General features: G+C 72.0%; 22 protein-coding genes. 10 read left to right on the plus strand and 12 right to left on the minus strand.

Annotated features, from left to right (window positions below; genetic code table 11):
* Positions 1-143: 143 nt before the first annotated feature.
* Entirely contained in the window at positions 144-1,157 is a 1,014-nt protein-coding gene (locus AB0F77_RS35745; RefSeq protein WP_361956473.1) for a CHRD domain-containing protein, read from the minus strand.
* A 242-nt stretch (positions 1,158-1,399) separates the two neighbouring features.
* Between AB0F77_RS35745 and AB0F77_RS35750 the strand changes: the two genes are divergently transcribed.
* Positions 1,400-2,434, plus strand: a complete 1,035-nt coding sequence (locus AB0F77_RS35750) for a TerD family protein (RefSeq protein ID WP_361956476.1) — start codon at positions 1,400-1,402, stop codon at positions 2,432-2,434.
* A gap of 54 nt (positions 2,435-2,488) precedes the next feature.
* Here AB0F77_RS35750 and AB0F77_RS35755 read toward each other — a convergent pair whose 3' ends face one another.
* The 8 genes from AB0F77_RS35755 to AB0F77_RS35790 form a co-directional block, all read right to left on the minus strand.
* Positions 2,489-2,737 (minus strand): twin-arginine translocase TatA/TatE family subunit, encoded by a 249-nt coding sequence (locus AB0F77_RS35755; RefSeq protein ID WP_361956660.1) that lies wholly within the window; start codon positions 2,735-2,737, stop codon positions 2,489-2,491.
* Positions 2,738-2,840: 103 nt separating this feature from the next.
* Complete coding sequence (locus AB0F77_RS35760) at positions 2,841-4,226, minus strand: diacylglycerol kinase family protein (protein WP_361956479.1); 1,386 nt, start codon at positions 4,224-4,226, stop codon at positions 2,841-2,843.
* A gap of 16 nt (positions 4,227-4,242) precedes the next feature.
* A complete protein-coding gene (locus AB0F77_RS35765; RefSeq protein WP_361956482.1) occupies positions 4,243-4,725 on the minus strand; it encodes an SHOCT domain-containing protein in 483 nt (160 codons plus the stop codon).
* A gap of 118 nt (positions 4,726-4,843) precedes the next feature.
* Positions 4,844-6,196: a hypothetical protein gene (locus tag AB0F77_RS35770; protein ID WP_361956485.1), complete on the minus strand. Its 1,353-nt coding sequence runs from the start codon at positions 6,194-6,196 to the stop codon at positions 4,844-4,846.
* 40 nt (positions 6,197-6,236) lie between these two features.
* Positions 6,237-6,902: a DUF308 domain-containing protein gene (locus AB0F77_RS35775; RefSeq protein WP_361956488.1), complete on the minus strand. Its 666-nt coding sequence runs from the start codon at positions 6,900-6,902 to the stop codon at positions 6,237-6,239.
* Positions 6,903-7,097: 195 nt separating this feature from the next.
* Positions 7,098-7,616 carry a hypothetical protein gene (locus tag AB0F77_RS35780; protein ID WP_361956491.1) on the minus strand — a complete coding sequence of 173 codons (519 nt, stop codon included), beginning with the start codon at positions 7,614-7,616 and terminating at the stop codon, positions 7,098-7,100.
* Between the two features lie 164 nt (positions 7,617-7,780).
* Complete coding sequence (locus tag AB0F77_RS35785) at positions 7,781-8,764, minus strand: zinc-dependent alcohol dehydrogenase family protein (RefSeq protein ID WP_361956494.1); 984 nt, start codon at positions 8,762-8,764, stop codon at positions 7,781-7,783.
* Between the two features lie 46 nt (positions 8,765-8,810).
* Positions 8,811-10,238: an amidase gene (locus AB0F77_RS35790; RefSeq protein WP_361956497.1), complete on the minus strand. Its 1,428-nt coding sequence runs from the start codon at positions 10,236-10,238 to the stop codon at positions 8,811-8,813.
* A gap of 233 nt (positions 10,239-10,471) precedes the next feature.
* Between AB0F77_RS35790 and AB0F77_RS35795 the strand changes: the two genes are divergently transcribed.
* Positions 10,472-11,407 (plus strand): AraC family transcriptional regulator, encoded by a 936-nt coding sequence (locus AB0F77_RS35795; RefSeq protein ID WP_361956500.1) that lies wholly within the window; start codon positions 10,472-10,474, stop codon positions 11,405-11,407.
* Between the two features lie 29 nt (positions 11,408-11,436).
* Here the strand turns inward: AB0F77_RS35795 and AB0F77_RS35800 are convergent, their stop codons facing one another.
* Entirely contained in the window at positions 11,437-12,303 is an 867-nt protein-coding gene (locus AB0F77_RS35800) for a helix-turn-helix transcriptional regulator (RefSeq protein ID WP_361956503.1), read from the minus strand.
* A gap of 180 nt (positions 12,304-12,483) precedes the next feature.
* Between AB0F77_RS35800 and AB0F77_RS35805 the strand changes: the two genes are divergently transcribed.
* Positions 12,484-12,921 carry a nuclear transport factor 2 family protein gene (locus AB0F77_RS35805; protein WP_361956506.1) on the plus strand — a complete coding sequence of 146 codons (438 nt, stop codon included), beginning with the start codon at positions 12,484-12,486 and terminating at the stop codon, positions 12,919-12,921.
* 78 nt (positions 12,922-12,999) lie between these two features.
* Here the strand turns inward: AB0F77_RS35805 and AB0F77_RS35810 are convergent, their stop codons facing one another.
* Positions 13,000-13,383 carry a helix-turn-helix domain-containing protein gene (locus AB0F77_RS35810; protein WP_361956509.1) on the minus strand — a complete coding sequence of 128 codons (384 nt, stop codon included), beginning with the start codon at positions 13,381-13,383 and terminating at the stop codon, positions 13,000-13,002.
* An 87-nt stretch (positions 13,384-13,470) separates the two neighbouring features.
* Here AB0F77_RS35810 and AB0F77_RS35815 point away from each other — a divergent pair, with 87 nt between their 5' ends.
* The 6 genes from AB0F77_RS35815 to AB0F77_RS35840 all read left to right on the plus strand — a co-directional run bounded on the left by AB0F77_RS35815 (position 13,471) and on the right by AB0F77_RS35840 (position 20,196).
* Positions 13,471-14,547, plus strand: a complete 1,077-nt coding sequence (locus AB0F77_RS35815; RefSeq protein WP_361956512.1) for a nuclear transport factor 2 family protein — start codon at positions 13,471-13,473, stop codon at positions 14,545-14,547.
* Between the two features lie 310 nt (positions 14,548-14,857).
* Positions 14,858-17,455, plus strand: coding sequence for a rifamycin-inactivating phosphotransferase (rph, locus tag AB0F77_RS35820; RefSeq protein ID WP_361956514.1), 2,598 nt, complete (start codon positions 14,858-14,860; stop codon positions 17,453-17,455).
* Positions 17,456-17,571: 116 nt separating this feature from the next.
* Positions 17,572-18,144: a TetR/AcrR family transcriptional regulator gene (locus AB0F77_RS35825; protein WP_361956517.1), complete on the plus strand. Its 573-nt coding sequence runs from the start codon at positions 17,572-17,574 to the stop codon at positions 18,142-18,144.
* A 188-nt stretch (positions 18,145-18,332) separates the two neighbouring features.
* Positions 18,333-19,037, plus strand: a complete 705-nt coding sequence (locus AB0F77_RS35830) for a cysteine hydrolase (RefSeq protein ID WP_361956520.1) — start codon at positions 18,333-18,335, stop codon at positions 19,035-19,037.
* A 34-nt stretch (positions 19,038-19,071) separates the two neighbouring features.
* Positions 19,072-19,515 carry a cyanase gene (gene cynS / locus AB0F77_RS35835; protein WP_361956523.1) on the plus strand — a complete coding sequence of 148 codons (444 nt, stop codon included), beginning with the start codon at positions 19,072-19,074 and terminating at the stop codon, positions 19,513-19,515.
* 66 nt (positions 19,516-19,581) lie between these two features.
* Entirely contained in the window at positions 19,582-20,196 is a 615-nt protein-coding gene (locus AB0F77_RS35840) for a TetR family transcriptional regulator C-terminal domain-containing protein (RefSeq protein ID WP_361956526.1), read from the plus strand.
* 23 nt (positions 20,197-20,219) lie between these two features.
* On the opposite strand, the gene AB0F77_RS35845 is transcribed toward AB0F77_RS35840, so the two are convergent.
* Positions 20,220-20,756 carry a helix-turn-helix domain-containing protein gene (locus tag AB0F77_RS35845; protein ID WP_361956528.1) on the minus strand — a complete coding sequence of 179 codons (537 nt, stop codon included), beginning with the start codon at positions 20,754-20,756 and terminating at the stop codon, positions 20,220-20,222.
* Positions 20,757-20,875: 119 nt separating this feature from the next.
* On the opposite strand from AB0F77_RS35845, the gene AB0F77_RS35850 reads away from it, so the two are divergent.
* Positions 20,876-21,787, plus strand: a complete 912-nt coding sequence (locus tag AB0F77_RS35850; protein WP_361956531.1) for an NmrA family NAD(P)-binding protein — start codon at positions 20,876-20,878, stop codon at positions 21,785-21,787.
* The last annotated feature ends 25 nt before the right edge of the window (positions 21,788-21,812 follow it).

Raw genomic sequence — 21,812 nt, forward strand, 5'->3', positions numbered from 1 at the left:
CGGCGCCTCACGGCGTCCGCGGCGGCCGGGTCCGGCCGTTCGGTCGTGCGGTCGTTCGGCCGTGTGGCCGTGTGGCCGTGTGGCCGTTCGCGGCGAACGGCGCCGCGCCGCCCGGCCGGCTGCCCGGCCGGGCCCTCGGTCGGCTACTTGGTCGCGAGGAACAGGTAGTCGGCCTTGTAGTCGACGCGGGTGCTCGGCTGCGACGACGGGTTGCAGGTGCCCGCCGGGGCGACTCCGCCGACCGTGTCGAGCCGCAGGACGAGCTGCGTCTTGGCGAGCAGCCCCTCGGGCTTGCCGGTCTGCTGCGCCCGCAGGATGAGCTCGGGGATGTTGCCCTTCCCGTTGTCCAGCTTGTTGAGCACCGTGCCGGAGACGGAGGAGCCGTCGGGGGCGATCCACTGCGGCGGGCCGGCCGGGCCCGGCTTGGCGAAGGAGTGCGCGATGTCGCCCTGGAGCGTGGCGTCCACGTTGTCCTGGGTGAACTTGTACGTGCCGTCCGTCTGCTGGGTGCAGGCGTAGACCTGGGCGCCCTTGACGACGCTGCGCAGCGTCGAGTCGCGGACGGTGTCCGGCAGGGAGACGCGGGTGGGCAGGGTGAACACCTGGCCGCGGACGGCGCCGCCGGGGAACTCGCCCGTGTGCAGGTTGAAGTAGAACTTCTCCGGGTGGGCCTTGATGTCCGCGAGCAGCGCGGCGTCCGTCACCTTCACGGTGCCGTAGACGAACGAGCGGCCGTCGTCGAGCTTCTTCATGAAGAAGGGGATCTTCACGTCGCCGTTGACCCCGCGGACGCCCTGGTGGATGTGCGCCATGGTCGGGGCGCCGATCCCCGTCCAGGCGAAGGCGAACGACACCTCGTCGCCCTGGACCCGCATGAGGGCGACGGCCCGGCCGTCCTTGTCGCCGACCGGCGGCTTGCCCTCGACCTGCACCTCGTTGTCGCCCGTGAGGACCGACGCGAAGAACTGCGCGCCGGGCTTGTCCGCGCCGTACTTGCCGATCGTCTCGGCGGCCTCCCCGACGGCCTTCGCCGCGCCGGTCGACGGCTGGGCGGCCGAGCCGACCGCCGCGGCGCCGTCCTCCCCGTTGCAGGCCGTCAGCAGCACGACACCCGCCACCGCGGACCCGACGATCATCCCGACACGCTTACCGACCATGGGATCTCCCCCTCGTGATGTGTGACCGCGGCAGCTCCGCGGCCTTCATCACCTGCTACGGACGGCACCCCCACCCCCAGTTCACGCCATGACATTCCCGAGACATTCCTGAGACGGACCGCGGCCACTCCGCACACGATCTTGACAACCCGCCGCCTCTCGTATTGTTTCTACAGTGTTGTAGATTCTAGCCCGGGTCCGTGGTGCGGACCCGGGACGACCAGTGTGTGGAGGAACGGAACATGGGCGTTTCCCTGTCCAAGGGCGGCAATGTGTCGCTGACCGAGCGGGCCCCGGGCCTGGCGGCGGTGACGGTCGGTCTGGGCTGGCAGGCGCACACCGGCTACGACCCGGACGCCGGCGCGCTGCTCTGTGACGCGTCCGGCAAGGTGCCGTCCGACGAGCACTTCGTCTTCTACAACAACCTGAGCAGCCCCGACGGTTCGGTGCGCCACTCCGGTGGGGGAGGCCCCGTCGACGGGGACGACCAGCGGGTCCACGTCGACCTCGCCCGGGTCCCCGCCGGGATCATGAAGATCGTCTTCCCGGTGTCCCTGTACGAGGGCGCGGCCCGCGGCCAGAGCTTCGGACAGGTGCGTCGCGCCCACATCCGTGTCCTCGACCAGGAATCGGGCGCCGAACTGGCCCGCTACGACCTCGCGCCCGGCGCCGTGTCCAGCGAGACCGCGCTGGTGTTCGGCGAGTTGTACCGGCACGACGCGGAGTGGAAGTTCCGTGCGGTGGGCCAGGGTTACGCCTCCGGCCTCGCGGGCATCGCCGCCGACTACGGCGTGGCCGTCCTGCTCGACACCGCCCCGGCCCCCGTGCCACTCCCCTCGCCGCCCTCGGCTCCGGCCTTCGCACCCGCCTTCGCGCCGGTCTTCGCCCCAGAACCGCATCCCGCAGGGAGTTCCGCCATGACGTGCTTCTTCGACCCCGGTCACGGCCCCGGGACGGCCACCGTGACCTGGTCCCCGCAGTGGGGCGTATCTCGGCCGATCCAGGCGTGCGGCGGCTGCGCGCAGCGGGTGCGGACCACTCCGCCGCCGTACTACACACCGCTCCAGCAGGGCTACCCGCAACAGGGCTACGGGCAGCCGTCGTACGGTGACCACCACGACCGTCACGACCACGAGGAGCACGGCGGCGGGCGCCGCTTCGGCGCGGGCGCGCTCATCGGGGCCGGCGCGGCCGGTCTGGTCGGCGGTGCGCTGCTGAACGAGGCGCTGGACGACGACGAGCCGGACGTGATGGTCAACAACTACTACGAGGACTGACCACCGAGCCGCCCTCGCGCACCCGGCCGTCGCCCGGACGGCCGGGTCCCCGCCTCAGCCGCGAGGCGTCGCGTCCCGGTCGACCACGGTGCCGGAGATCACGCCCGAGGAATCCGCGGAGTCCGAGGAGTCCGCGGAGCCGGACGTCCCGTTCGCCCGGTCCTGCTCCTTGAGGGCCCTGGCCTCGCTCTTGAAGATGCGGGCCGCCTTGCCCGCCGAACGCGTCAGCTCGGGCAGCTTCCTGATCCCGAGGACGACGATGACGACGACGAGGATCACCGCCAACTCGCTCATGCCGAACATCCTGCCCGCCCTCTCCCACCGACGAATGCCGCCCGGTACGACGACGTACGGGCGGCACCTGCGCATCTACAGCCATGTAGAAGTATCCCCGAAGGGTGATCGCTCAACAAGCCCGCCGCCCCGGTGACGAGGGCCCGGCCGGCCGGCCCAGGGCGAGCCGCAGGACGCGCCGCCAGTCGGCCGCCGGCCGGTCCACCGGTACGCCCGGCCGGTGCCGTGGCACGCGGACGCGCAGTGCCCCAGGCTCGACACGGCAGACGACCGGTGCGGGCAACAGCACGTGTTCCCCGTCGATCCCGGCCGGGACGGTGTCGGCGTCCGCCTCGACGGCGACCTCCCGCGCGGTGAAGCGGGTGAGGTTCGTGGAGCGTGCGCCGCGCACCAGCCCCGCCGCCTGCGCCGTGTTCTCGACCTGCACGCCGAGCACCCCGAGCCGCCCCGAGTCCAGCCCTTCCCTGCGTCCCGGGTGGGGTGAGTCCACGGCCCGCCGGTACGGGTTGTTGCTCACGAGCAGCGCCTGGAGCCCCTCGGCGCACTCGTCGTCGGAGCGCACGCGCAGCCTGGGGGCGTCCGTGCCGGTGAGGAGTCCGGGCAGCCGCCGCAACGCCGTGCGCATCTTGTCGTCGCGGTACGCGGGGTCGTCGACGACGGCCGCGTACGTCCCGAAGGAGGCGTTGTTCACGAAGACCCGGTCGGCCGCGAACCCGAGGTCGACACGGAGGTCGACCCCGTCGGTCAGGGCCTCCAGGGCAGCCGCCGGGTCGTCCCGGTCGAGGCCCAGGTCGAGGGCGAAGTGGTTGCGGGTGCCGGCCGGGATCACCAGGAACGGCACATCGTGCCGGGCCGCCACCTCCGCCACCAGGGCCTGGGTGCCGTCGCCGCCCGCCACCCCCAGCAGATCGGCTCCGTCGGCCACGGCCCGCCGGGCCAGCAGGGCCACGTCCTGTCTCCCGGCCCCGAGCAGCACCACACCGGCGCCCGCCGCACGTGCCTTGTCCGCCAGGTGGAAGCGGTCCACCTTGCCGCCTCCGGAGCGCGGGTTCATGAGGATCCACGGGTGGCGCGGGGCCGGGGCGGGCGTGGTCCGTTCCCGCTCCGGCCGCGAGGGCGCGCGGGCCGGTGCCGAGGCGAGCCGCGCGGCCGTCACGGCCAGCGCCCACAGGGCCAGGGAGACCACGGCGGTGCCCAGCATGCCGTACACCGCGTACAGGGCCAGGACCGTGACCGGCGCGAGCACGCACAGGACGACTCCCGCGACGCGCGTCACACCGGTGTGCGCCACGGTCCACCACACGCCGACGGCGGCGAGGACCAGTCCGGCGACGCCGATCAGCGCCCACAGCACACTGCGGAGACCGGCGGTGACGAGCGCCACCAGCACGCCCGCCAGCAGGGCGAGCAGCGCGAGCCGTGCCCAGCCCGCGTGCCCCGCGAGGACCGCGGGCGAGCCGGCCGCCGGCCGGCTCGCGCCGGTCCGGTGCCGGCCCATGGGAGCCCCGTGCCGTTCAGGTGCCCGTGCCGGGAGTGCCGGGGGTGCCGGGGGTCGCGGTGTCCGCGGCGCCCCCGTGCGCGGTCAGGACCAGTTCCTTCGCCCTGCGGAACTCGTCGTCCGTGATGTCGCCGCGGGCGCGGATCTCGGACAGCCTGGCGAGGTCGTCGACGCTGCCGGCCGGTGTCTGGCCGCTCCTGGCGGTGTCCCGCACATAGCGGTCGAACGCCGCCTGCTGGGCGTGCGCCTGCTCGATCTCCCGGCGGCCCATGCCCCTGCCGCGGGCGATGACGTACACGAAGACGCCCAGGAAGGGCAGGACGACGACGAGGATCAGCCAGCCGGTCTTGGCCCAGCCGCTGAGGGTGTCGTCACGAAAGATGTCGACGATGATCCGGAAGAGCAGGACGAACCACATGATCCACAGGAAGAACCACAGCATGGTCCAGAACGTGCTCAACAGCGGATAGTCATACGCGAGATACGTCTGACCGCTCATGTGCCGCCTCCGTGTCCCGGGCATGTGCCCGGCCGGTCTTCTGTGACGTTGTCAGGGTGCCCGCGGGACGTCCGGGCCGGCCTCACCCGCGGCGGGTGATCGTGGCACGCCCCGGGGGTCAGGTGGCCGGTCGTCCGGCGGCGGCCGGTGTCTGCCGGGGCCCCGACGCGGCGGCGAGCACCGCCACGACGACCAGTGCGAGGAGGACGAGACCGAGGACGAGCACCACGGCGCCGACCGTGGGGTGGTTCCAGAGCACGAGCGCCAGGGCGCCCGCCCCGATGAGGACACCCGTGGTCCACGACCGGTGGTCGTCCAGCCAGCGTCCGGCGGTGCCGGTGTGCACCCCGGCGTAGTGCAGCGACCGGCCGGCGGCCGTGGTGCCGCGCCGGGCGAGGCCGCGGACCGCGCGGGCGGCGCGTCCGGGGCCGTACAGGTAGGCGGCCAGGGCGACGACGACGGCCACGACGAGGAGGGTGCGCGCGCTGTCCCGGAGGAAGCGCACGAAGGTGTCGAAGATCGCGGCGGCGGCGTCCGGAGGCAGGGTGGCGGCGGGGACCGCGCCGAGGTACGCGCGCCGTACGAGGGCCAGGGCGATGAGCAGAAGGATCATCATCACCCCTACGCCGATGCCGGTGCTCAGGAGCATCACCCGGTGCGCGGGCGCGGTCCACACGGCGAGTGCGGCGAGGACGACGGCCAGGACGGGCAGCCAGGTGCCGACGACGTTCAGCAGCCACATCGCGGTCTGCGCCTTGCTCAGGTTCTCGACCTGGAACAGGGTGATCGTCCGGTCGACGTCCGGGATGGCGGACGCCTTGTCGAAGCCCTCGGCGACGAGGCGCTGGCGTACTTCGTCGATCACGACCCCGATGTCCAGCTGGATGGTGTCGCCCGTGGCGCGCACGGCGCCCTGCTGGTTTCCGGTGAGCACGTTGACCACGGCGGTGTGGGCCCGCCGGTTGGCGACGTCCCACGCCTCGGCGAAGACGTCGCTGGTGACCACGCGGGTGATGACGCGGTCCGCCACCGACCGGACCGCGGAGCGCAGGGGTCCGTCGAGGGCCTTGGCCCCGTCGACGACGCGCGGCGGCGCCCCGGCGTCCGTGAGCACCTTGGTGAGCTGGGCCGTCACGGCGTCGACGTCGACGTTCTCCACCACGCGGTCGGTGAGCCGGTCGATCACGGCGTTCTGGACGGCGGGCTCCGTCGCCAGCGGAGCCACGGTCTGCACGTACCGGTCGGTGTCGGCGACCTCGTCGTTCACCCAGGCGGCGACCACGGCCAGGGGAGCGAGCAGCAGGGCGAGCAGCAGGAGGACGGAGGCGCCGACCTGGCGCAGCCGCCGGTGGTGCACCTGCGCGGTGTCGCGCAGGCGCCGGTACTCCGCGTACTCCGCGGCCGTCAGGTCGTGGCCGTGCTCCGGGGTTCCGCCGGGGTGGGACGGTCCGGGGGCGTTGTTCGGGACCATGGATGCTCCTCGGTCGTGTGCGCGGCCCCGGGCCCAGGTCTCAGCCCGTTCCGGCCGGACCGTGCGGCGCCGGGGTGCGCGTTCTGCGCAGTGCGGACCGCCACGCGAGGGCGACGGCCGCCTCGAACAGGCCGAGCAGGACCAGCCAGAGGCCGAGCAGCCGGGTCAGGGCGCGGGCCGATTCGGCCGGCAGGGCCAGGACGACGATCCCCGCCACGACGGCGAGCACCGCGGCGGCGATGACGAAGCCGCGGTGCGGCAGGTCCTCGGCGGCGAGGGCCGTGTGGAGGGCGACCACGCCCGACGCCAGCCAGACGAGTCCGACGATCAGGGAGAGCGCGGCGATGGTCTGGAGGGGGTTGCGCAGGCACAGCACCCCGGCCAGCACGTACAGCACCGCGACGAGCAGCCCCGTGAGGCGTTCGCCGGGTGCCGGGCGGGCGAAGGACGAGACGAACCGGAACCCGCCGGTCACGAGCAGGTACAGGCCGATGAGGACGGCCAGCACGTGCAGGGTCTCGTCCGGCCAGACCAGGATCAGGACGCCCGGCACGAGGGTGGTGATCGCCGACCCCAGGATCCAGGTCCACGAGCGCCCGAGGACCGCGAGCGCCCGCGCCGGGTCGTCGGCCGCCGGGCCGAGGCCCGTCCCGCCGGATGTGTTCTCCGGTCCGGTGGTCGGTGCCGGACCACGCGACATGGTCATGGCTCCTCCTCGCGTGATCGAACGGCTCTGTCCGGACCGTCGGCGGGACGGTGTGCGAAGACCTCGGACATGGCCGGGGACCTCATCGCCAGCGTCGCGCGTGCCGTCCGGGCGGCGGGTCACCCGGAGGGGGTGATCTGTCCGCGGCATCCGCGGCACCCTCACGGTCCCCCACGGCGTCGGTGCGGCACGGCGTCAGTGCGTCACGATGATCTTGAAGACGACGATGACGAGACCGAGCAGCAGATTGACGGACGCGGAGAACACCAGCAGCCGCCGGGAGGCCCCGGCCCGCACCGCCGCGGCCAGTGACCATCCCACCTGTCCGGCGACGGCCACGGCGAGCGCGAGCCAGAGGGAGCCCTCGATGCCGAGGCCCAGCAGCGGGCTGACCGCGACGGCGACCGCCGAGGGGACGGCCGCCTTGACGATGGGCCACTCGTCGCGCATGACGTGCAGCACGATCCGGCGGTCCAGGCTCCGCTGCGCCAGGCGCGCGCCGAACAGCTGGGCGTGCACGTGCGCGAGCCAGAAGACGACGCCCGTGAGCAACAGCAGCACCACCAGCTCCGTGCGTCGTACCTGGCCCGCGCTGCCGACACCGATGATCACCGAGGCGGCGAGCATCGAACCGTACACACCGCCGGTGTAGTCCGCCCGGGCCCGCGGCTCGGCCGTGCCCGCGCGCAGTTCCCCCTGCTCGGTCCCGTCCATCACGGCCTCCCTCCCGGCCCGCTCCATCGCATCCCGCTCGGGGCGCGTCCCGCCTCACCCGCCACGGGCGAGGGGGACGCGCCGGGGGCGGCGGAGCCGTGGTCCGCCGGGCCCGCCCGCGCCGGGAGTCGGTCGGCAGGCGTCCTCCCGGCCGGCCGTGGCGGTCAGTGGTCGACGTCCACCACGACCTTTCCGGCGGTCGGGCCGTGCTCCACCGCGGCGTAGGCGTCGGTGACGCTGTCCAGGGTGAAGCGGCGGGGGTCGAGCCGGGGCCGCAGGGCTCCGGCCTCCACGAGGGCGGCGGCCTCGCGGAGGATGTCACCCTGGAACTGGCGGCCGTGGCCGGACAGCAGGGGCGCCAGTGTGAAGACCCCGGAGTAGGCGGCGCCGCGGAAGCACAGCGGCGAGATGCCGTGGCTCCCCCACTGCGCGCTCACGACGTGCCCGGTGTAGGTGCGCACCGCGCTGAACGAGGCGTCCAGGACCGCACCGCCGACCGTGTCGAACACGACGTCGAAGCCCTGCCCTCCGGTGTACTGGGCGACGTAGTCCGCCACGGGGGTGGCCGAGTGGTCGACGGGTACGGCTCCCAGGCTCCGCACCACGTCGGCGTGGTGCGGTGACGAGGTGGCGAAGACCTCGGCACCGCGCCATCGCGCGATCTGGACGGCGACGTGGCCGATGCCGCCCGCGCCGCCGTGGACCAGGACCTTCTGTCCGGCCGCGACCCCGGCCCGCAGGACCAGTCCCTCCCACGCGGTGATCACCACCAGGGGGAGGGCCGCGGCCTCGCGCATGCTCAGCGACGGCGGCTTGCGGGCCGACAGGCGGGCGTCCACCGCGGCGTACTGGGCGAGCGAGCCCTGGAGGTCGCCCGCGCCGCCGGTCATGCCGTAGACCTCGTCACCGGGTGCGAAGCCGGTCACCCCCGGGCCCACCTCGACGACCGTGCCCGCCATGTCCAGGCCGGGCACCGCGGGGAACACGCGCCGGGCGTGCGGGGCCCGCCCGGCGCGGATCTTCGTGTCCAGCGGGTTCACACCGCTCGCCCCGATCCGTACCAGCAGCTCGCCCGGTCCCGCGGCCGGCCTGTCCCGTTCCGTCACGCGGAGCGGGCCGTCGACGCCGTCCAGGACGACCGCGCGCATGGTCCGCCTCACGTCCCGGCCCGGCGCCGGTCGCGGTGGCCGACCGTCACAGCGGGGGCCGCCGGTCGCGCAGGGCGTTGTGCGGCTCCAGCATCGAGCCGAGGCGCAGGACGGCGTCCTCGGCGAACCACTGGCCCACCATCTGCACGCCGATCGGCAGGCCGTCACCCGTGACACCGAAGGGCACGGCCAGGGCCGGAAGTCCGGTGATGTTGAAGGGCGCGGTCGCCCGCATGACGTCGTAGTACGGCATGGTGGTGCCGTCGACGTCGTACTCGGGAAGGCCGGGCAGCGGCGCGGGGACCGTGACCACCGGGCACAGCAGCGCGTCGTAGCCCGTGAAGTAGGCGGCGAAGGCGGACCTGAGGCGCTCCACCTCCCGCTGCGCCGCGACGTAGTCGGCGAGCGACGGCTCGGGCAGGGCGAGGGTTGCCGTGATCACGGGGTGCAGGTCCGCCTCGCGGTCGCCGATGAACGAGCGGAGGTAGGGGCCGACTTCGGCGCCGTAGAGGCCGAAGCAGAGTTCGACCCAGTTGTGGTCCTCCAGCGCCGGGACGCGGACCTGCTCGACCTCGACTCCCTGCTCGGCCAGGGTCCGTGCCGCCCTCTCCACAGTGGCGGCGACCTCCCGGTCGACGACGCCGAAGCCCGGCTCCACCAGCCAGCCGACGCGGGGCGGGCCGTAGGGGCGGGCCACTTGACCACCCGGGCGCGCCGCGGAGGCGTATCCGTCGACACCGTCGGGACCGGCCAGCACGCCCAGACCGAGGGCGAGGTCCCGGACGCTGCGGGCCATGGGACCGGCGTGCCAGTACCGCGCCGGGGCGACGGGCCAGTGGCCGGTGAGGGGAACGAGGCCGTGGGTGGGCTTGAGCGCGGTGATGCCGGTGTTGTGGGCGGGGCCGCGCAGGGAGATGGCGACGTCGCTGCCCAGGCCGATCGGCGACATGCCCGCCGCGATGGCCGCCGACTCGCCGCCGCTGGAGCCGCCGGCGGTGCGCCGCGGGTTCCAGGGGTTGCCCGTGTAGCCGGTGACCAGGTTGTCGGTCTCGGTCCAGTAGGCGAACTCCGGGAGGTTCGTCTTCGCCAGCGGAATGCCACCTGCCGCGACGAACCGGGCGACCGCGGTGGCGTCCTTCTCGGCGACGTTCGCCTCGAAGATCCTGGACCCCCGCATCGCGGGCACCCCGGCCACGTCGAAGGAGTCCTTGACCGTGAAGGGCACTCCGTGCAGCGCCCCCAGGGAGTCCCCGCGCAGCACGGCCTCCTCGGCCTGCTTCGCCCTGGCGAGCGCCCGGTCCGCCATGAGCGTGGTGATGGCGTTGACCTTCGGATCGACCGCGGCGATACGGTCGAGATGGGCGTTCACGACGTCGACCGGGGAGATCTCCTTGGTCCGGATGAGCCTCGCCAGCTCGGTGGCGTCGCGATAAAAGATCTCCTGCTGAATCTCCTGCTGATTTTCCTGCCGCATTTCGTTCTGGGGCTCCTGCCGCATTTTCTCTTCCTCGCCGATTTCGCGTGTCGATTGATGCCGATGAGGAGACGCTAAGCGCGCCGATGGGGGGCCGGCCGGGTCCGGCGGACCCCTGTGCGCGTGGGCGACAGACCGCTGCGCGTCCGAGCGCTTGCGGACGGGCACCGGCACCTGCGACGTTGAAGAAGTGCGCTGTCCGCGGAACGACGGGCAGCCGGTGAGAACGGGCCATGGGGATGTACACAGTCGAGACGCACGTCATGTCCGAGGAGGGCGCGGCCCCCTCGTGGAGCGCGCTCACGAGTTCCATCCACTGCGCGATGGGGCTGGGCTTCGCCGATCCGGAGGGCTTCCGCGGCCGGCTCGAACGACAGGTGACCGGCGCGTACCAGGTGGTGCAGTGGTGGAGCGGCGAGGTCGAGTTCCACCGTTCGGCGCGGCACATCGCGCGGGACGAGCGGGGCACGGTCGAGTTGTTCGTCCCCGTGTCGGGACAGGCGATCGTGGACGGCTCGTCACGGCTCGCACTGCGGCCCAGGGACATGGCGCTGTACCCGATCGACCATCCGCTGAGGCTGTGGCACGGCCCGGACTTCTCGGCCACGACGCTCGTGATCCCGACCCAGCGGGCCGAGAACCGCGGCGCCGACCTGTCGAAGGTGCGGCTGCACGACGGCGGGCAGGGGATCGGCCGCATCGTCCGCGACATGGTCGAGGGCCTGCGGGCCGAGCAGCGGACGCTCACGGCGATCGCGTTCGACGCGGTGTGCGACCGGGTCGTCGACCTGCTCTGCCTGCTGCGCACCGACGCGAGCGAGCCGGGGCTGGACGCCACGTACCGGGGAAGCGTCGAGGCGTCGATACGGCAGTACGTCCGCGGCAACGCCGACGACGAGGACCTGTCGGGCCGGCGGCTGGCGGACGCGCTCGGCTGGTCCCTGCGCTACGTCCAGGCCGTCCTCCAGGCGGCCGGCACCACCCCCACGGCCCTGATCCGCGAGGAGCGCCTCGCCCTCGCCCGCCGCCGCCTCGAGAACCCCGTCTACCGCTCCTGGCCGATAGAGCGCATCGCCCATTCCTGCGGATTCCGCAGCGCCAGCGCGTTCACGAACACGTTCCGCAAGGAATACGGAATGACACCCCGGGAAATCCGCGCCAGCCTGTGAGCGGGGCAGCCCATGAGCGGGGAATCCCGCTATCGATTCTGTTCCTGCCCGGTCGTGGCGGACCAGCTGGCCAGGAGTGCGAGGGCGTCCTCGGCGGGGGTTCCGGGGGCCGCGCTGTACACCACCACGCTCAGACCGCTCTCGTCCGGCAGGCTCATCGTCTCCTGGTCGAGTTCCAGGTCGCCCACGACCGGATGGTTGAGGCGTTTGGTGCTGTCCCGGAAGACGTGCACGTCCTGGGAGCCCCACATCACCCGGAACGCGTCGCTGCGGGTGGACAGTTCACCGATCAGGTTCGACAACTCCCGGTCGTACGGCTGCTTCCCCGCCTCGATGCGCAGCGCGCCCACGGCGAAGCGGGCCATGCGCTCCCAGTCGGTGTAGAACCGCCGGGCCGCGGGGTTGAAGAACGCGAACCGAGCGACGTTGCCCCGACAGGTCGGATCGGCGTACAACTCCGCGTACAGGGCCCGGCCCAGCGGGTTGGCGGCCAGCGCGTCGAGGCGGTTGTTCATCACGTACGCCGGCAGCCCCGGCATGCCCTCGACGATCCGCGCCACGCTCGGCCGTACCGCCGGCCTGGCCTCCCGCCGCCGCGCCCGCGCGCCGGGAGCCGGTCCGGCGGCGCGCGCGAGGTCGTACAGGTACATGCGCTCGGTGTCGTCGAGCCGCAGCGCCTGCGCGAGGGCGTCCAGCACACCGTCGGAGACACCGCGGAGGTTGCCGCGCTCCAGGCGTGTGTAGTACTCGACGCTCACGCCGGCGAGCGTGGCGACCTCGCCCCTGCGCAGTCCGGGCACCCGCCGCTGACCGTACGTCGGCAGCCCCGCCTGCTCCGGCGTGATCCTCTCGCGCCGTGAGCGGAGGAAGGCACTGACCGCGTCCCGGTTGTCCATGAGGACAGGGTAGGCAGGGCGCGCGACGCGTGGGGGACCCTGCCGGTACCCCTCACGGTGGGGACTCCCCCGTCCCGTCCCACTCCCGTTGCATGGTGCCTGCCCCGCTCCCCCGGGGCCCGGCCGGTGCGAGGACATGGGCACCCCGGCCGGTCTCTCCCGCATCGAAGGGCACATGAGATGAGCGACAGGACCGACTCGACGGCGCAGTCCCCCGCGGATGTCGTACGCGGGCTGTACGACGCGCTCGGCAGGGGCGACGTTCCGGGTGTGCTAGCCAGGCTCGCACCCGAGGTGGTCGTGGACGAGCCGAGCCAACTCCCCTACGGCGGTGTGCATCGGGGCCGCGAGGCGTTCGCGCGGTCGGTCCTGGGCGCCATGACGGGCCACGCCGACATCACCGTCACCGAGGCCGCGGTGTACGAGGGACCGGCCGGTGTCGTCGGGACCCTCACCGGAAGGCTCACGGCGCGCAGCACGGGCGAGGAGTACCCGCTGACGATGGTCGAGATCCACCAGGTCGAGAACGGCACGGTGCGCAGGATCGACGTCTACACCAAGAACCCGCACGAACTCGCCGCGTTCTACGCCCGCGCCGAGGCCGGCGCCCCCCGCTGACCCGCCGACGCCCTTCTCACCCGGCCGAGTTGCCGGACACGAGGCCCGTCGCGACGTCGCCGCCCGAGCCCGTTCCCGTCAGGGTGTCGCGGGCGCGGGCCGCCCGTCGGGTTCCATCCAGCGGTCGCCCCAGGCGAGCAACGGCTCGATGGCACGGGCCAGTTCGACACCGCGCGGGGTGAGGCGGTACGTGATCCGGACGGGGGTGGTGGGGGCGACCTGCCGCTCGATGATCTCCGCCTGCTCGAGTTCCTTGAGGCGCTGGGCGAGCAGCCGTTCCGAGAGTCCGGGGACCGCCTCCAGGACGTCCTTGTACCGGTCGGCACCCCGGATGATCGCGAGCAGCACGGCGCCGTTCCAGCGCCGCCCGACGAGTTCGACGGCGGCGTGGAACTTCGGGCAGTAGCGCGAGTCCACGTACGCGGCGCCGGGCGCCGTTCCCTCGCCCGAAGGTGTGTCCACCGTTCCCCTCCCGCCTTCCCCCGCGTGTCCCGACCGCACGTCAGGCTACCGCACATGATGGATCGTCGGTCGCTTGACAATAAGTAAGTGACCTACTCTACTTACGGTCCACGAGCCGTGCGCCACCCGGCGCACCCCCTGCCGATCGTGGAGACACCCATGGAGAACCACCCGTACCCGGACCGCCGAGGCAGCAGCCGCCGGGCGTTATTGACCACGGCGCTGGGCACCACGGCCGCCGTCGGCCTGGCCGCCGGCACGGCGAGCGCCGCCCCCGCTCCCCGTGCCGCGCGCTCGGTCGAGATCCTGGGCCGCGAGGTCGACGTCACCCATGCGACACCCGACGTCGTGCGCCTCTTCGCGTCCTACTTCGAGGCGAAGACCGCGAGGGACGTCGAGGCCACCATGGCCCACTTCGCCCCGCACATCACGTACGTGGACGCCACGTTGGGCTGGCCCTGGTACAACTGGCAGGACCTGCACGACCTGTTCGCCGGCCTCATGCCGACATGGCCCGCGACCTCCGCCTCCTATCCCACCCGCATCGTCGGGGACGCGAGCAGCGCGGTGGTCTTCTTCACCGACACTCCCGAGCTGTTCGGGCACGAGATCCGGCCCATGGGAGCCGTCGACTTCGAGCGCGGCAGGATCGTGCGCTGGGTCGACTACTGGGACGGGCGCGCCTTCACCCTGGCCGGGATCGAGGAACAGCGCACGCCCGCCGACCGGTTCCCCACCGACTTCAAGGAGGCCGAGGCCGGCGAGAAGGCACCACGCGCCCTGCGGTCCGTCGTACGGCGACTCGTGGCGGCGCTCGACGCGGGGGACACGGACCGGGTCACGGACCTCTTCCACCCCGACGCCGTCCTGGAGGACCTGGCCCTGCACACGGTCGTCACCGGACGCCACTCAATCGCGTCGTTCCTGAACTCGGCGCTGTCCTCGCTCCCCTACGGCCCGAACGCCACCGTGCGCCATGTGCTGGGCACCGGGCGGGGAGGGGGCTTCGAGTGGACCAATCCCTCGGCCCCCGCACCCCGTGGCATCACATCGCTCACACTGGACGACACGGGGGCGATCACCCGTATGACGTCGGTCTGGGACAGCTCCCTGTGGACGGCGTCGGCGATCGGGCGGGCCCAGTCGGCGACCGTCCTCGGGTGACACACGGCGAACACGCCCGGTCCGCAAAAGAGAAGGGCAAGGAGAACCCTCTCCTCGCCACTCTCAACTTATAGCGCACCGGGGGGCTTGCGGCAAGGCCCCGGTCACGGCGCAGAATCGTCGGCCGAGGCCACAACCTGCGAAAACGGGACGCGCTCCGTCCGCCTGGGCGGAGCGGCCCGCCGACTCCTCGGAGGGACGGCGACCGGGGGCGTGGGCGTGCGGCAAGAGGTTCGACAGAGGGGGAGGCGCCGGTGATCCGCTCGGCCACCGCGGTACGACGGAGCACGGCCGCCTCGGAGGTGTCACGATGACTGAGCAGTACGTGCTGGATCTCCACGAGGTCGACGAGACGCGGGTCGCGGTCGTCGGCGGCAAGGGCGCGCACCTGGGCGGGCTGTCACGGATCGACGGCATCCGCGTGCCGGGGGGCTTCTGCGTGACGACGGACGCCTTCCGCCGGATCATGGCGCAAGCGCCGTCGATCGGCGAACGGCTCGACGAGCTGTCGCGCCTGGACCCGGACGACCGGGAGGCCATCCGCACGCTCAGCGCGCGGATCCGTCGCACCGTCGAGGGGATCGCCGTCCCGGACGATCTGGCGGCGGCGATCACCCGCGCGCTCGCCCGGTCCGGCGAGCGGGCCGCCTACGCCGTCCGGTCCAGCGCGACGGCGGAGGACCTGCCGACGGCCTCCTTCGCCGGCCAGCAGGACACCTACCTGAACGTCGTGGGGCCGGAGGCGATCCTCCGGCACATCAGCCGGTGCTGGGCCTCGCTGTTCACCGAGCGGGCGGTGACGTACCGCCGACGGGGCGGCATCGACCACCGTGCGGTGCACATGGCCGTGGTCGTGCAGCGGATGGTCCTCCCGGACGCGGCCGGCGTCCTGTTCACGGCCGACCCCGTCACCGGCAACCGGAAGGTCGCCACCGTGGACGCCGGCCTCGGTCTCGGCGAGGCCCTGGTCTCCGGCCTGGTGAACCCGGACGTCTTCACGGTGCGGGACGGCGAAGTCGTCGCCAGGACGATCGCCGTCAAGCAACGTGCCGTTCGCGCCCTGCCGACCGGCGGCACACACGAAACGGCGGTCGACCCGGGGCGGCGGGAGCAACCGGCGCTGACGGACGCCCAGGTCGTGCGTCTCGTGGAGCTCGGGCGGCGGATCGAGGCGCACTTCGGCCGCCCGCAGGACATCGAATGGTGCCTGGCCGACGACGGGTTCCACATCGTCCAGAGCCGGCCGATCACCACGCTGTTCCCCGTCCCCGAGACCGACGACCAGGAGAATCACGTCTACGTCTCCGTCGGTCACGGGCAGATGATGACCGACCCCATGAAGCCCCTGGGGCTCTCGATGTGGCGGCTGACGGCCATGGTGCCGATGCACGAGGCCGGCGGGAGGCTGTTCGTCGACGTCACCCGGCGCCTGGCCTCGCCCGCGGGCCGCGCCGCCCTCCTGGACGCCATGGAGAAGGGTGATCCGCTGATCAGGGACGCGCTGGAGACGGTCCTCGACCACGACGGTTTCGTCCCGACGCTCCCGGACACGGGGCCCGGCGGGCCGCCGGCCGGCCGCGCGCCCGCCCCGATCGGGAACGATCCGGCCGTCGTCACCGAGCTGATCGAACGCAGCCGGGCGTCCCTCGCCGACCTGGAGCGCGGCATCCGGACCAGGACCGGACCGGAGCTGTTCGCCTTCCTCCTGGACGCCTTCGAGGAGCACAAGCGCATCCTCGGCGATCCGCTGAACATCCAGGCGATCATGGCGGGCATGGAGGCCACCTGGTGGCTCAACGACAGGCTGCGGGAGTGGCTGGGCGAGAAGAACGCGGCGGACACGCTCACGCTGTCCGCCCCCGACAACATCACGTCGGAGATGGGACTGGCGCTGCTCGACGTCGCGGACGTGATCCGCCCGCGGCCGGAGGTGGTGGCGTTCCTCCAGGGCGTCGAGGACGAGGGCTTCCTGGACGAACTGGCGAAGCTCCCCGGCGGGACCGAGGCCCGCGACGCCATCGAGGGCTACCTCGACCGGTACGGCATGCGCTGCGTCGGCGAGATCGACATCACGAGGCCGCGCTGGCGCGAGCGCCCCACCACGCTCGTGCCCGTGATCCTCGACAACGTCAGGAACTTCGAACAGGGCGCCGCCGGACGGCGCTTCGAGCAAGGACTGCGGAAGGCGCGGCAGAAGGAACAGGACGTGCTCGCGCGCTTGCGGGCCCTGCCGGACGGGGACACGAAGGCCGACGAGACCAAGTGGATGATCGACCGGGTCCGCACCTTCATCGGGTACCGGGAGTATCCGAAGTACGGCATCGTCAGCCGCTACTTCGTCTACAAGCGGGCCCTGCTGGAGGAGGCCGACCGCCTCGTGCGGGCCGGCGTGCTGTCCGAGCGGGAGGACGTCTTCCACCTCACGTTCCAGGAATTCCACGACGTCGTGCGCTCGCACCGGGTGGACGACCGGCTCGTCCGGGAGCGCAAGGACGCCTTCCGGTCGTACCACGCGCTCACACCGCCCCGGGTGCTCACCTCGGACGGTGAGGCCGTGCCCGGGGCCTACCGGCGCGACGACGTGCCGGCCGGCGCCCTGATCGGCCTGCCGGTCTCCGCCGGGACCGTCGAGGGACGGGCCCGCGTGATCCTCGACATGGCGGAGGCCGATCTCGAAGCGGGCGACATCCTGGTCACACGCTTCACGGACCCCAGCTGGTCGCCGCTGTTCGTCGGGATCACGGGCCTGGTGACGGAGGTGGGCGGCCTGATGACGCACGGCGCGGTGATCGCCCGGGAGTACGGCCTGCCCGCCGTCGTGGGCGTGGAGCGGGCCACCCGGCTGATCCGGGACGGACAGCGGATCCGTGTACACGGAACCGACGGGTACATCGAGATCCTGTCCTGACGCCGTTCGCCCTCGAGGAGACGCCCGAGGAATACACATGCGTCCTCGCGGCATCGGTCCCGGGCCTACCCGAAACCGCAGTTGACAAGACCGAGACGACCGGTCACATTTACTGAATGCCACAAGTGAGTGTGAAGGGCAAGCTGGTCGACGCCGCCGAGGACGTGTTCCGCAGGCAGGGCTTCAGCGGTGCGAGTGTGCAGGACATCACGACCGCCGCCGAAGTCCCCAAGGGGTCCTTCTACAACCACTTCCCCAGCAAGCAGGCGCTCGCCGCGGAGATCATGCGGCGGTACGTCGACGCCACCGACCTCACCGCCCTGCGGGACGACCGGCTCTCCCCCGTGGAGCGCCTGCGGGGGCACTTCACCGGACAGGCCGACCGCACACGCTCCACCGGCCTGGAGTTCGGATGTCTGATCGGCACCCTGGCGAGCGAGGTCTCCGCCGCGGGGGACCCGGTACGGACCGAGGTCACACAGGGTGTCTCCCATCTGACGCAGGCCATCGCGGACGTCGTGCGCGCCGGGCAGGACGCCGACGAGATCACGAAGGCGCAGCCCGCCGACGCACTCGCGGCCTTCCTGATCGACGCCTACGAGGGCGCCACCCTGCGGGCCAAGGTGAGCGGCGACCCGGACGACGTGCTCAGGACGCTGGACACCGCCTTCCTCGCGCTGCGGCCGTAGCCGTACCGCGGACGCGCGCACCTCGCCGCCCCGCCACCCCCTGCTCCACTGACGTCCCGTCACATCACCTTGCCCCATGGGCAATTGGAAGCACGGCACCACCCTGTGTACAGTTCGGCCCATCATTCATAGACGACTGGACAGTTATTTATCTGGTCGTCGACCGGAGCACAAGGAGCGAATCCGTCATGCCGCAACTCGACGTGGGCACCACGGAACGCGCACTCCCCGACCCGGAGTTCGTGCTGGACCCCGACCGGGCCGCCCTGGTGGTCACCGATCCGCAGAACGACTTCCTCAGCCCGCTCGGTGCGACCTGGTCCGTGTTCGGTGCGAGCATCACCGAGAACGGCACCGTCGAGCACATCGGCCGACTGCTCGCCGCCGCGAAGCGGGCGGGGGTGACCGTCGCCGTCTCGCCGCACTACTTCTACCCGTCGGACGGGGACTGGACGTTCGGCGGGCCGCTGGAGCAATTCATGCACGGCGTCGGGATGTTCGGCCGCGCCGGTTCCCTGACCCTCGACGGCTTCGCGGGGTCCGGGGCCGACTTCCTGGACGCGTACAAGGAACACATCCTGGACGGCCGGACCGTCATCGCGTCACCGCACAAGATCGTGGGACCCGAGTCCAACGACCTCGTCCTGCAACTGCGCAAGCGCGGCGTGTCGCAGGTGATCCTCGCGGGCATGGCGGCCAATCTGTGCACCGAGGGCCACCTGCGGGAACTCGTGGAGCAGGGGTTCGAGGTGGTCGTGGTCCAGGACGCCACCGCCGGGCCCCGGCTCCCGGAGGGGGACGGCTACCTCGCGGCGCTGGTCAACTTCCGCTACCTCGCGCACGCCGTGTGGACCACCGAGGATGTTCTCGCCCGGCTGGGCAGCGACCGATGAGACAGCAGCGGACTTCGAGCAGAGGAGCACAGTGATGAACAGGAACGACGTCACCGAATCGATCATGACGGCGAAGATCCGGGACGGCATCACCTGGGAGTCGGTGGCGTCCGCGGTGGGCGCCAGCAAGGAGTGGGTGACCGCGGGCTGCCTGGGCCAGATGACGTTCACCGCGGAGCAGGCGGAGAAGGTCGCGGAGATCTTCGGCCTGCCGGAGGAGGCGGTCGCGATCCTCCGGACGCCCCCGAGCCGGGGCTCGCTGGACGCGGCGATTCCGTCCGACCCGCTGATCTACCGGCTGTACGAGATCGTCAGTGTCTACGGCACGACGCTCAAGGAGCTGATCCACGAGGAGTTCGGCGACGGCATCATGAGCGCCATCGACTTCCGCATGGACGTCACGCGGGAGGCGGACCCGGCCGGCGACCGTGTCTCCATCAACATGAGCGGCAAGTTCCTTCCCTACAGGACGTACTGACCCCGGACACGGTGGTGGGCGGGCCGTCGGCGTGGAGATAAGTGACCACTCGGCTATCATCGACACATGCCACGGCCCGCCAATCCCCTCGTCCGTGAGGGCCTCCTCGCCGCCGGACTCCGGCTCATCCACACGAACGGCTTCAACGGCTGCGGCATCAAGGAGATCACCGACGGCGCCGGTGTGCCCAAGGGGTCGTTCTACAGCTACTTCGCCAGCAAGGAAGACTTCGCGGTGGAGGTGCTCGAACACTACTGGGCCTCCGTCGACCGGGACTTCGGCTTCCATCTGCGTGACGCGTCGAAGCCGCCCGTCGACCGTGTCACCGCGTTCTTCGTCGCCATGACGGACCACAACGCGGAGCGCGAGTTCGCACTGGGCTGCTTCGTCGGCAACATGTCCCTCGAACTGGCGGACCACAGTGCGGACGTCAGGAAGAAGCTGGACCACATCATGGCGCGGTGGACCGGGCTGATCGCCGCGTGTGTCCGGGAGGCCCGGGCCGACGGCACCCTTCCCGCCGACGACACGTCACCGGAGGACCTCGCCTTCGTCGTCCTCGAGGCGTGGGAGGGCGCGGTCATGCAGGGACGCGTCGGGCAACGGCGCGACGCGTACGAGAGGTTCGTGACCGTGGCCCTGCCCCGTCTGCTCGGGACACGGGCCGCCTCCCCCAAGTGAGAGGCGTGTGAGGGGCGCCGCCCTCACGGCCGGGCGGGCGACGGCGTGATCGGTTCGAGCAGGCGCCGTGGTGTGTTCATCGCGCTGGACACCGGATCACCGCCGGGCGCCGTGCGGTCGAAGCCGGGGCCGGGTTCGACGCGGACCTCGGGGACCGGGGCCACCGAACCGCACTCCTGACAGCGCCCCTCGCGGTCGAGGGCGCCCCCGTCCACGTCGTGGATCATGACCCGCATCGCCCCGGCCGGAGAGTAGTGGGCCTCGCCCCAGCCCATCAGGGCGCGCAGGGCCGGCCACAGCTCGACCCCCTTGGCGGTCAGCCGGTACTCGACTCCCCCGGCCGTGTCGTCGTACCGCGCGAGGACCCCCTCCTGGACGAGGAGCTTCAGCCGGGCGCTCAGCACGGCGCGCGGAATCCCGAGCTGGGTGGCGAAGTCCCCGAACCGCCGCACCCCGTAGAACGCGTCACGGATGATCATGAGCGTCCATCGTTCCCCGACGACCTCCAGGGAGCGCGCGAGGGGGCAGTTCCGGTCCGCGTAGGTGTTCGGCAGGGTCATGCGGCCAGCCTACCAGCATCGGTTCACTCACTGAACCGGATGGTGCTACGATCCCGACAGGGCTGGTTCAGTGACCGAACCAGCGTGTTTCCCCAGGCACTGGTCCCACGGAGGTCCGTATGACAGACGACCGGCTGTTCCTCATCACCGGCGCGGCAGGGAAGACGGGAGGCGCCACCGCCGACCTGCTGCTGAGGCGCGGCCACAGGGTCCGCGCACTGGTCCGCCGGGACGACGACCGGGCGCGCGCCCTGACCGCGGCCGGAGCGGAGACCGTCGTCGGCGACCTCCTCGATCTCGACGACATGAGCCGTGCCGTGTCCGGGGCGAGCGGGGCCTACTTCTGTTATCCGATCCGTGACGGGCTCCTGGAGGCCACCACGGTGTTCGCGCAGGCCGCCGTCGAGGCGGGCGTGCGGTCGGTGGTGAACATGTCCCAGATCTCGGCCAGGCGGGAGGCACGGAGCAACGCGGCGCGGCAGCACTGGCTCGGCGAACGGCTGCTGGACCGGACGGGCATGCTCACCACCCATCTCCGCCCCACCTTCTTCGCCGAGTGGCTGAGGGCATGGTGGGAGCTCAGGGACGGCGAAGGCGTGCTGCGGCTGCCGTTCGGCGACGGGCGCCACGCGCCGATCGTGGAGACCGACCAGGCGCGGGTGATCGCGGCGGTGCTGGCGGACCCGGAGCCGCACGACGGCCAGGGGTACGCGCTGCACGGGCCCGTCGAGATGGATCACCACGGGATCACCGACGCCATGTCCCGGGGTCTGGGCATTCCGGTGCGCTACGAGCCCATCCCCGTCGAGGAGTTCGCCGCCGCGATGACCGACCGCGGATTCCCCGCCCACCTGGTCCAGCATCTGAGCCATGTGGCGGTCGACTACCAGCACGGCGTCTTCGCCGGCACGAACCATGTCGTCCGGGACGTCGGCGGCGCCGATCCCCTGACGGTCGAGGAGTACGTCACCGAGCGCAAGGAGGATTTCCGCAGCAGCGGCCCCTACTTCGTACCGGCGCCCACGGCCTGAGACGGGCGTCCCCCGTCGGCTCCCG

Source organism: Streptomyces sp. NPDC026672, from assembly GCF_040638185.1.
GTDB lineage: Bacteria > Actinomycetota > Actinomycetes > Streptomycetales > Streptomycetaceae > Streptomyces.

Excerpts from the sequence above, each read along its gene's own strand:
- AB0F77_RS35745 (WP_361956473.1), bottom strand. The coding sequence starts at position 1,157 with ATGGTCGGTAAGCGTGTCGGGATGATCGTCGGGTCCGCGGTGGCGGGT.
- AB0F77_RS35750 (WP_361956476.1), top strand. The coding sequence starts at position 1,400 with ATGGGCGTTTCCCTGTCCAAGGGCGGCAATGTGTCGCTGACCGAGCGG.
- AB0F77_RS35755 (WP_361956660.1), bottom strand. The coding sequence starts at position 2,737 with ATGTTCGGCATGAGCGAGTTGGCGGTGATCCTCGTCGTCGTCATCGTC.
- AB0F77_RS35760 (WP_361956479.1), bottom strand. The coding sequence starts at position 4,226 with ATGGGCCGGCACCGGACCGGCGCGAGCCGGCCGGCGGCCGGCTCGCCC.
- AB0F77_RS35765 (WP_361956482.1), bottom strand. The coding sequence starts at position 4,725 with ATGAGCGGTCAGACGTATCTCGCGTATGACTATCCGCTGTTGAGCACG.
- AB0F77_RS35770 (WP_361956485.1), bottom strand. The coding sequence starts at position 6,196 with ATGGTCCCGAACAACGCCCCCGGACCGTCCCACCCCGGCGGAACCCCG.
- AB0F77_RS35775 (WP_361956488.1), bottom strand. The coding sequence starts at position 6,902 with ATGACCATGTCGCGTGGTCCGGCACCGACCACCGGACCGGAGAACACA.
- AB0F77_RS35780 (WP_361956491.1), bottom strand. The coding sequence starts at position 7,616 with ATGGACGGGACCGAGCAGGGGGAACTGCGCGCGGGCACGGCCGAGCCG.
- AB0F77_RS35785 (WP_361956494.1), bottom strand. The coding sequence starts at position 8,764 with ATGCGCGCGGTCGTCCTGGACGGCGTCGACGGCCCGCTCCGCGTGACG.
- AB0F77_RS35790 (WP_361956497.1), bottom strand. The coding sequence starts at position 10,238 with ATGCGGCAGGAAAATCAGCAGGAGATTCAGCAGGAGATCTTTTATCGC.
- AB0F77_RS35795 (WP_361956500.1), top strand. The coding sequence starts at position 10,472 with ATGGGGATGTACACAGTCGAGACGCACGTCATGTCCGAGGAGGGCGCG.
- AB0F77_RS35800 (WP_361956503.1), bottom strand. The coding sequence starts at position 12,303 with ATGGACAACCGGGACGCGGTCAGTGCCTTCCTCCGCTCACGGCGCGAG.
- AB0F77_RS35805 (WP_361956506.1), top strand. The coding sequence starts at position 12,484 with ATGAGCGACAGGACCGACTCGACGGCGCAGTCCCCCGCGGATGTCGTA.
- rph (WP_361956514.1), top strand. The coding sequence starts at position 14,858 with ATGACTGAGCAGTACGTGCTGGATCTCCACGAGGTCGACGAGACGCGG.
- AB0F77_RS35825 (WP_361956517.1), top strand. The coding sequence starts at position 17,572 with ATGCCACAAGTGAGTGTGAAGGGCAAGCTGGTCGACGCCGCCGAGGAC.
- AB0F77_RS35830 (WP_361956520.1), top strand. The coding sequence starts at position 18,333 with ATGCCGCAACTCGACGTGGGCACCACGGAACGCGCACTCCCCGACCCG.
- cynS (WP_361956523.1), top strand. The coding sequence starts at position 19,072 with ATGAACAGGAACGACGTCACCGAATCGATCATGACGGCGAAGATCCGG.
- AB0F77_RS35840 (WP_361956526.1), top strand. The coding sequence starts at position 19,582 with ATGCCACGGCCCGCCAATCCCCTCGTCCGTGAGGGCCTCCTCGCCGCC.
- AB0F77_RS35845 (WP_361956528.1), bottom strand. The coding sequence starts at position 20,756 with ATGACCCTGCCGAACACCTACGCGGACCGGAACTGCCCCCTCGCGCGC.
- AB0F77_RS35850 (WP_361956531.1), top strand. The coding sequence starts at position 20,876 with ATGACAGACGACCGGCTGTTCCTCATCACCGGCGCGGCAGGGAAGACG.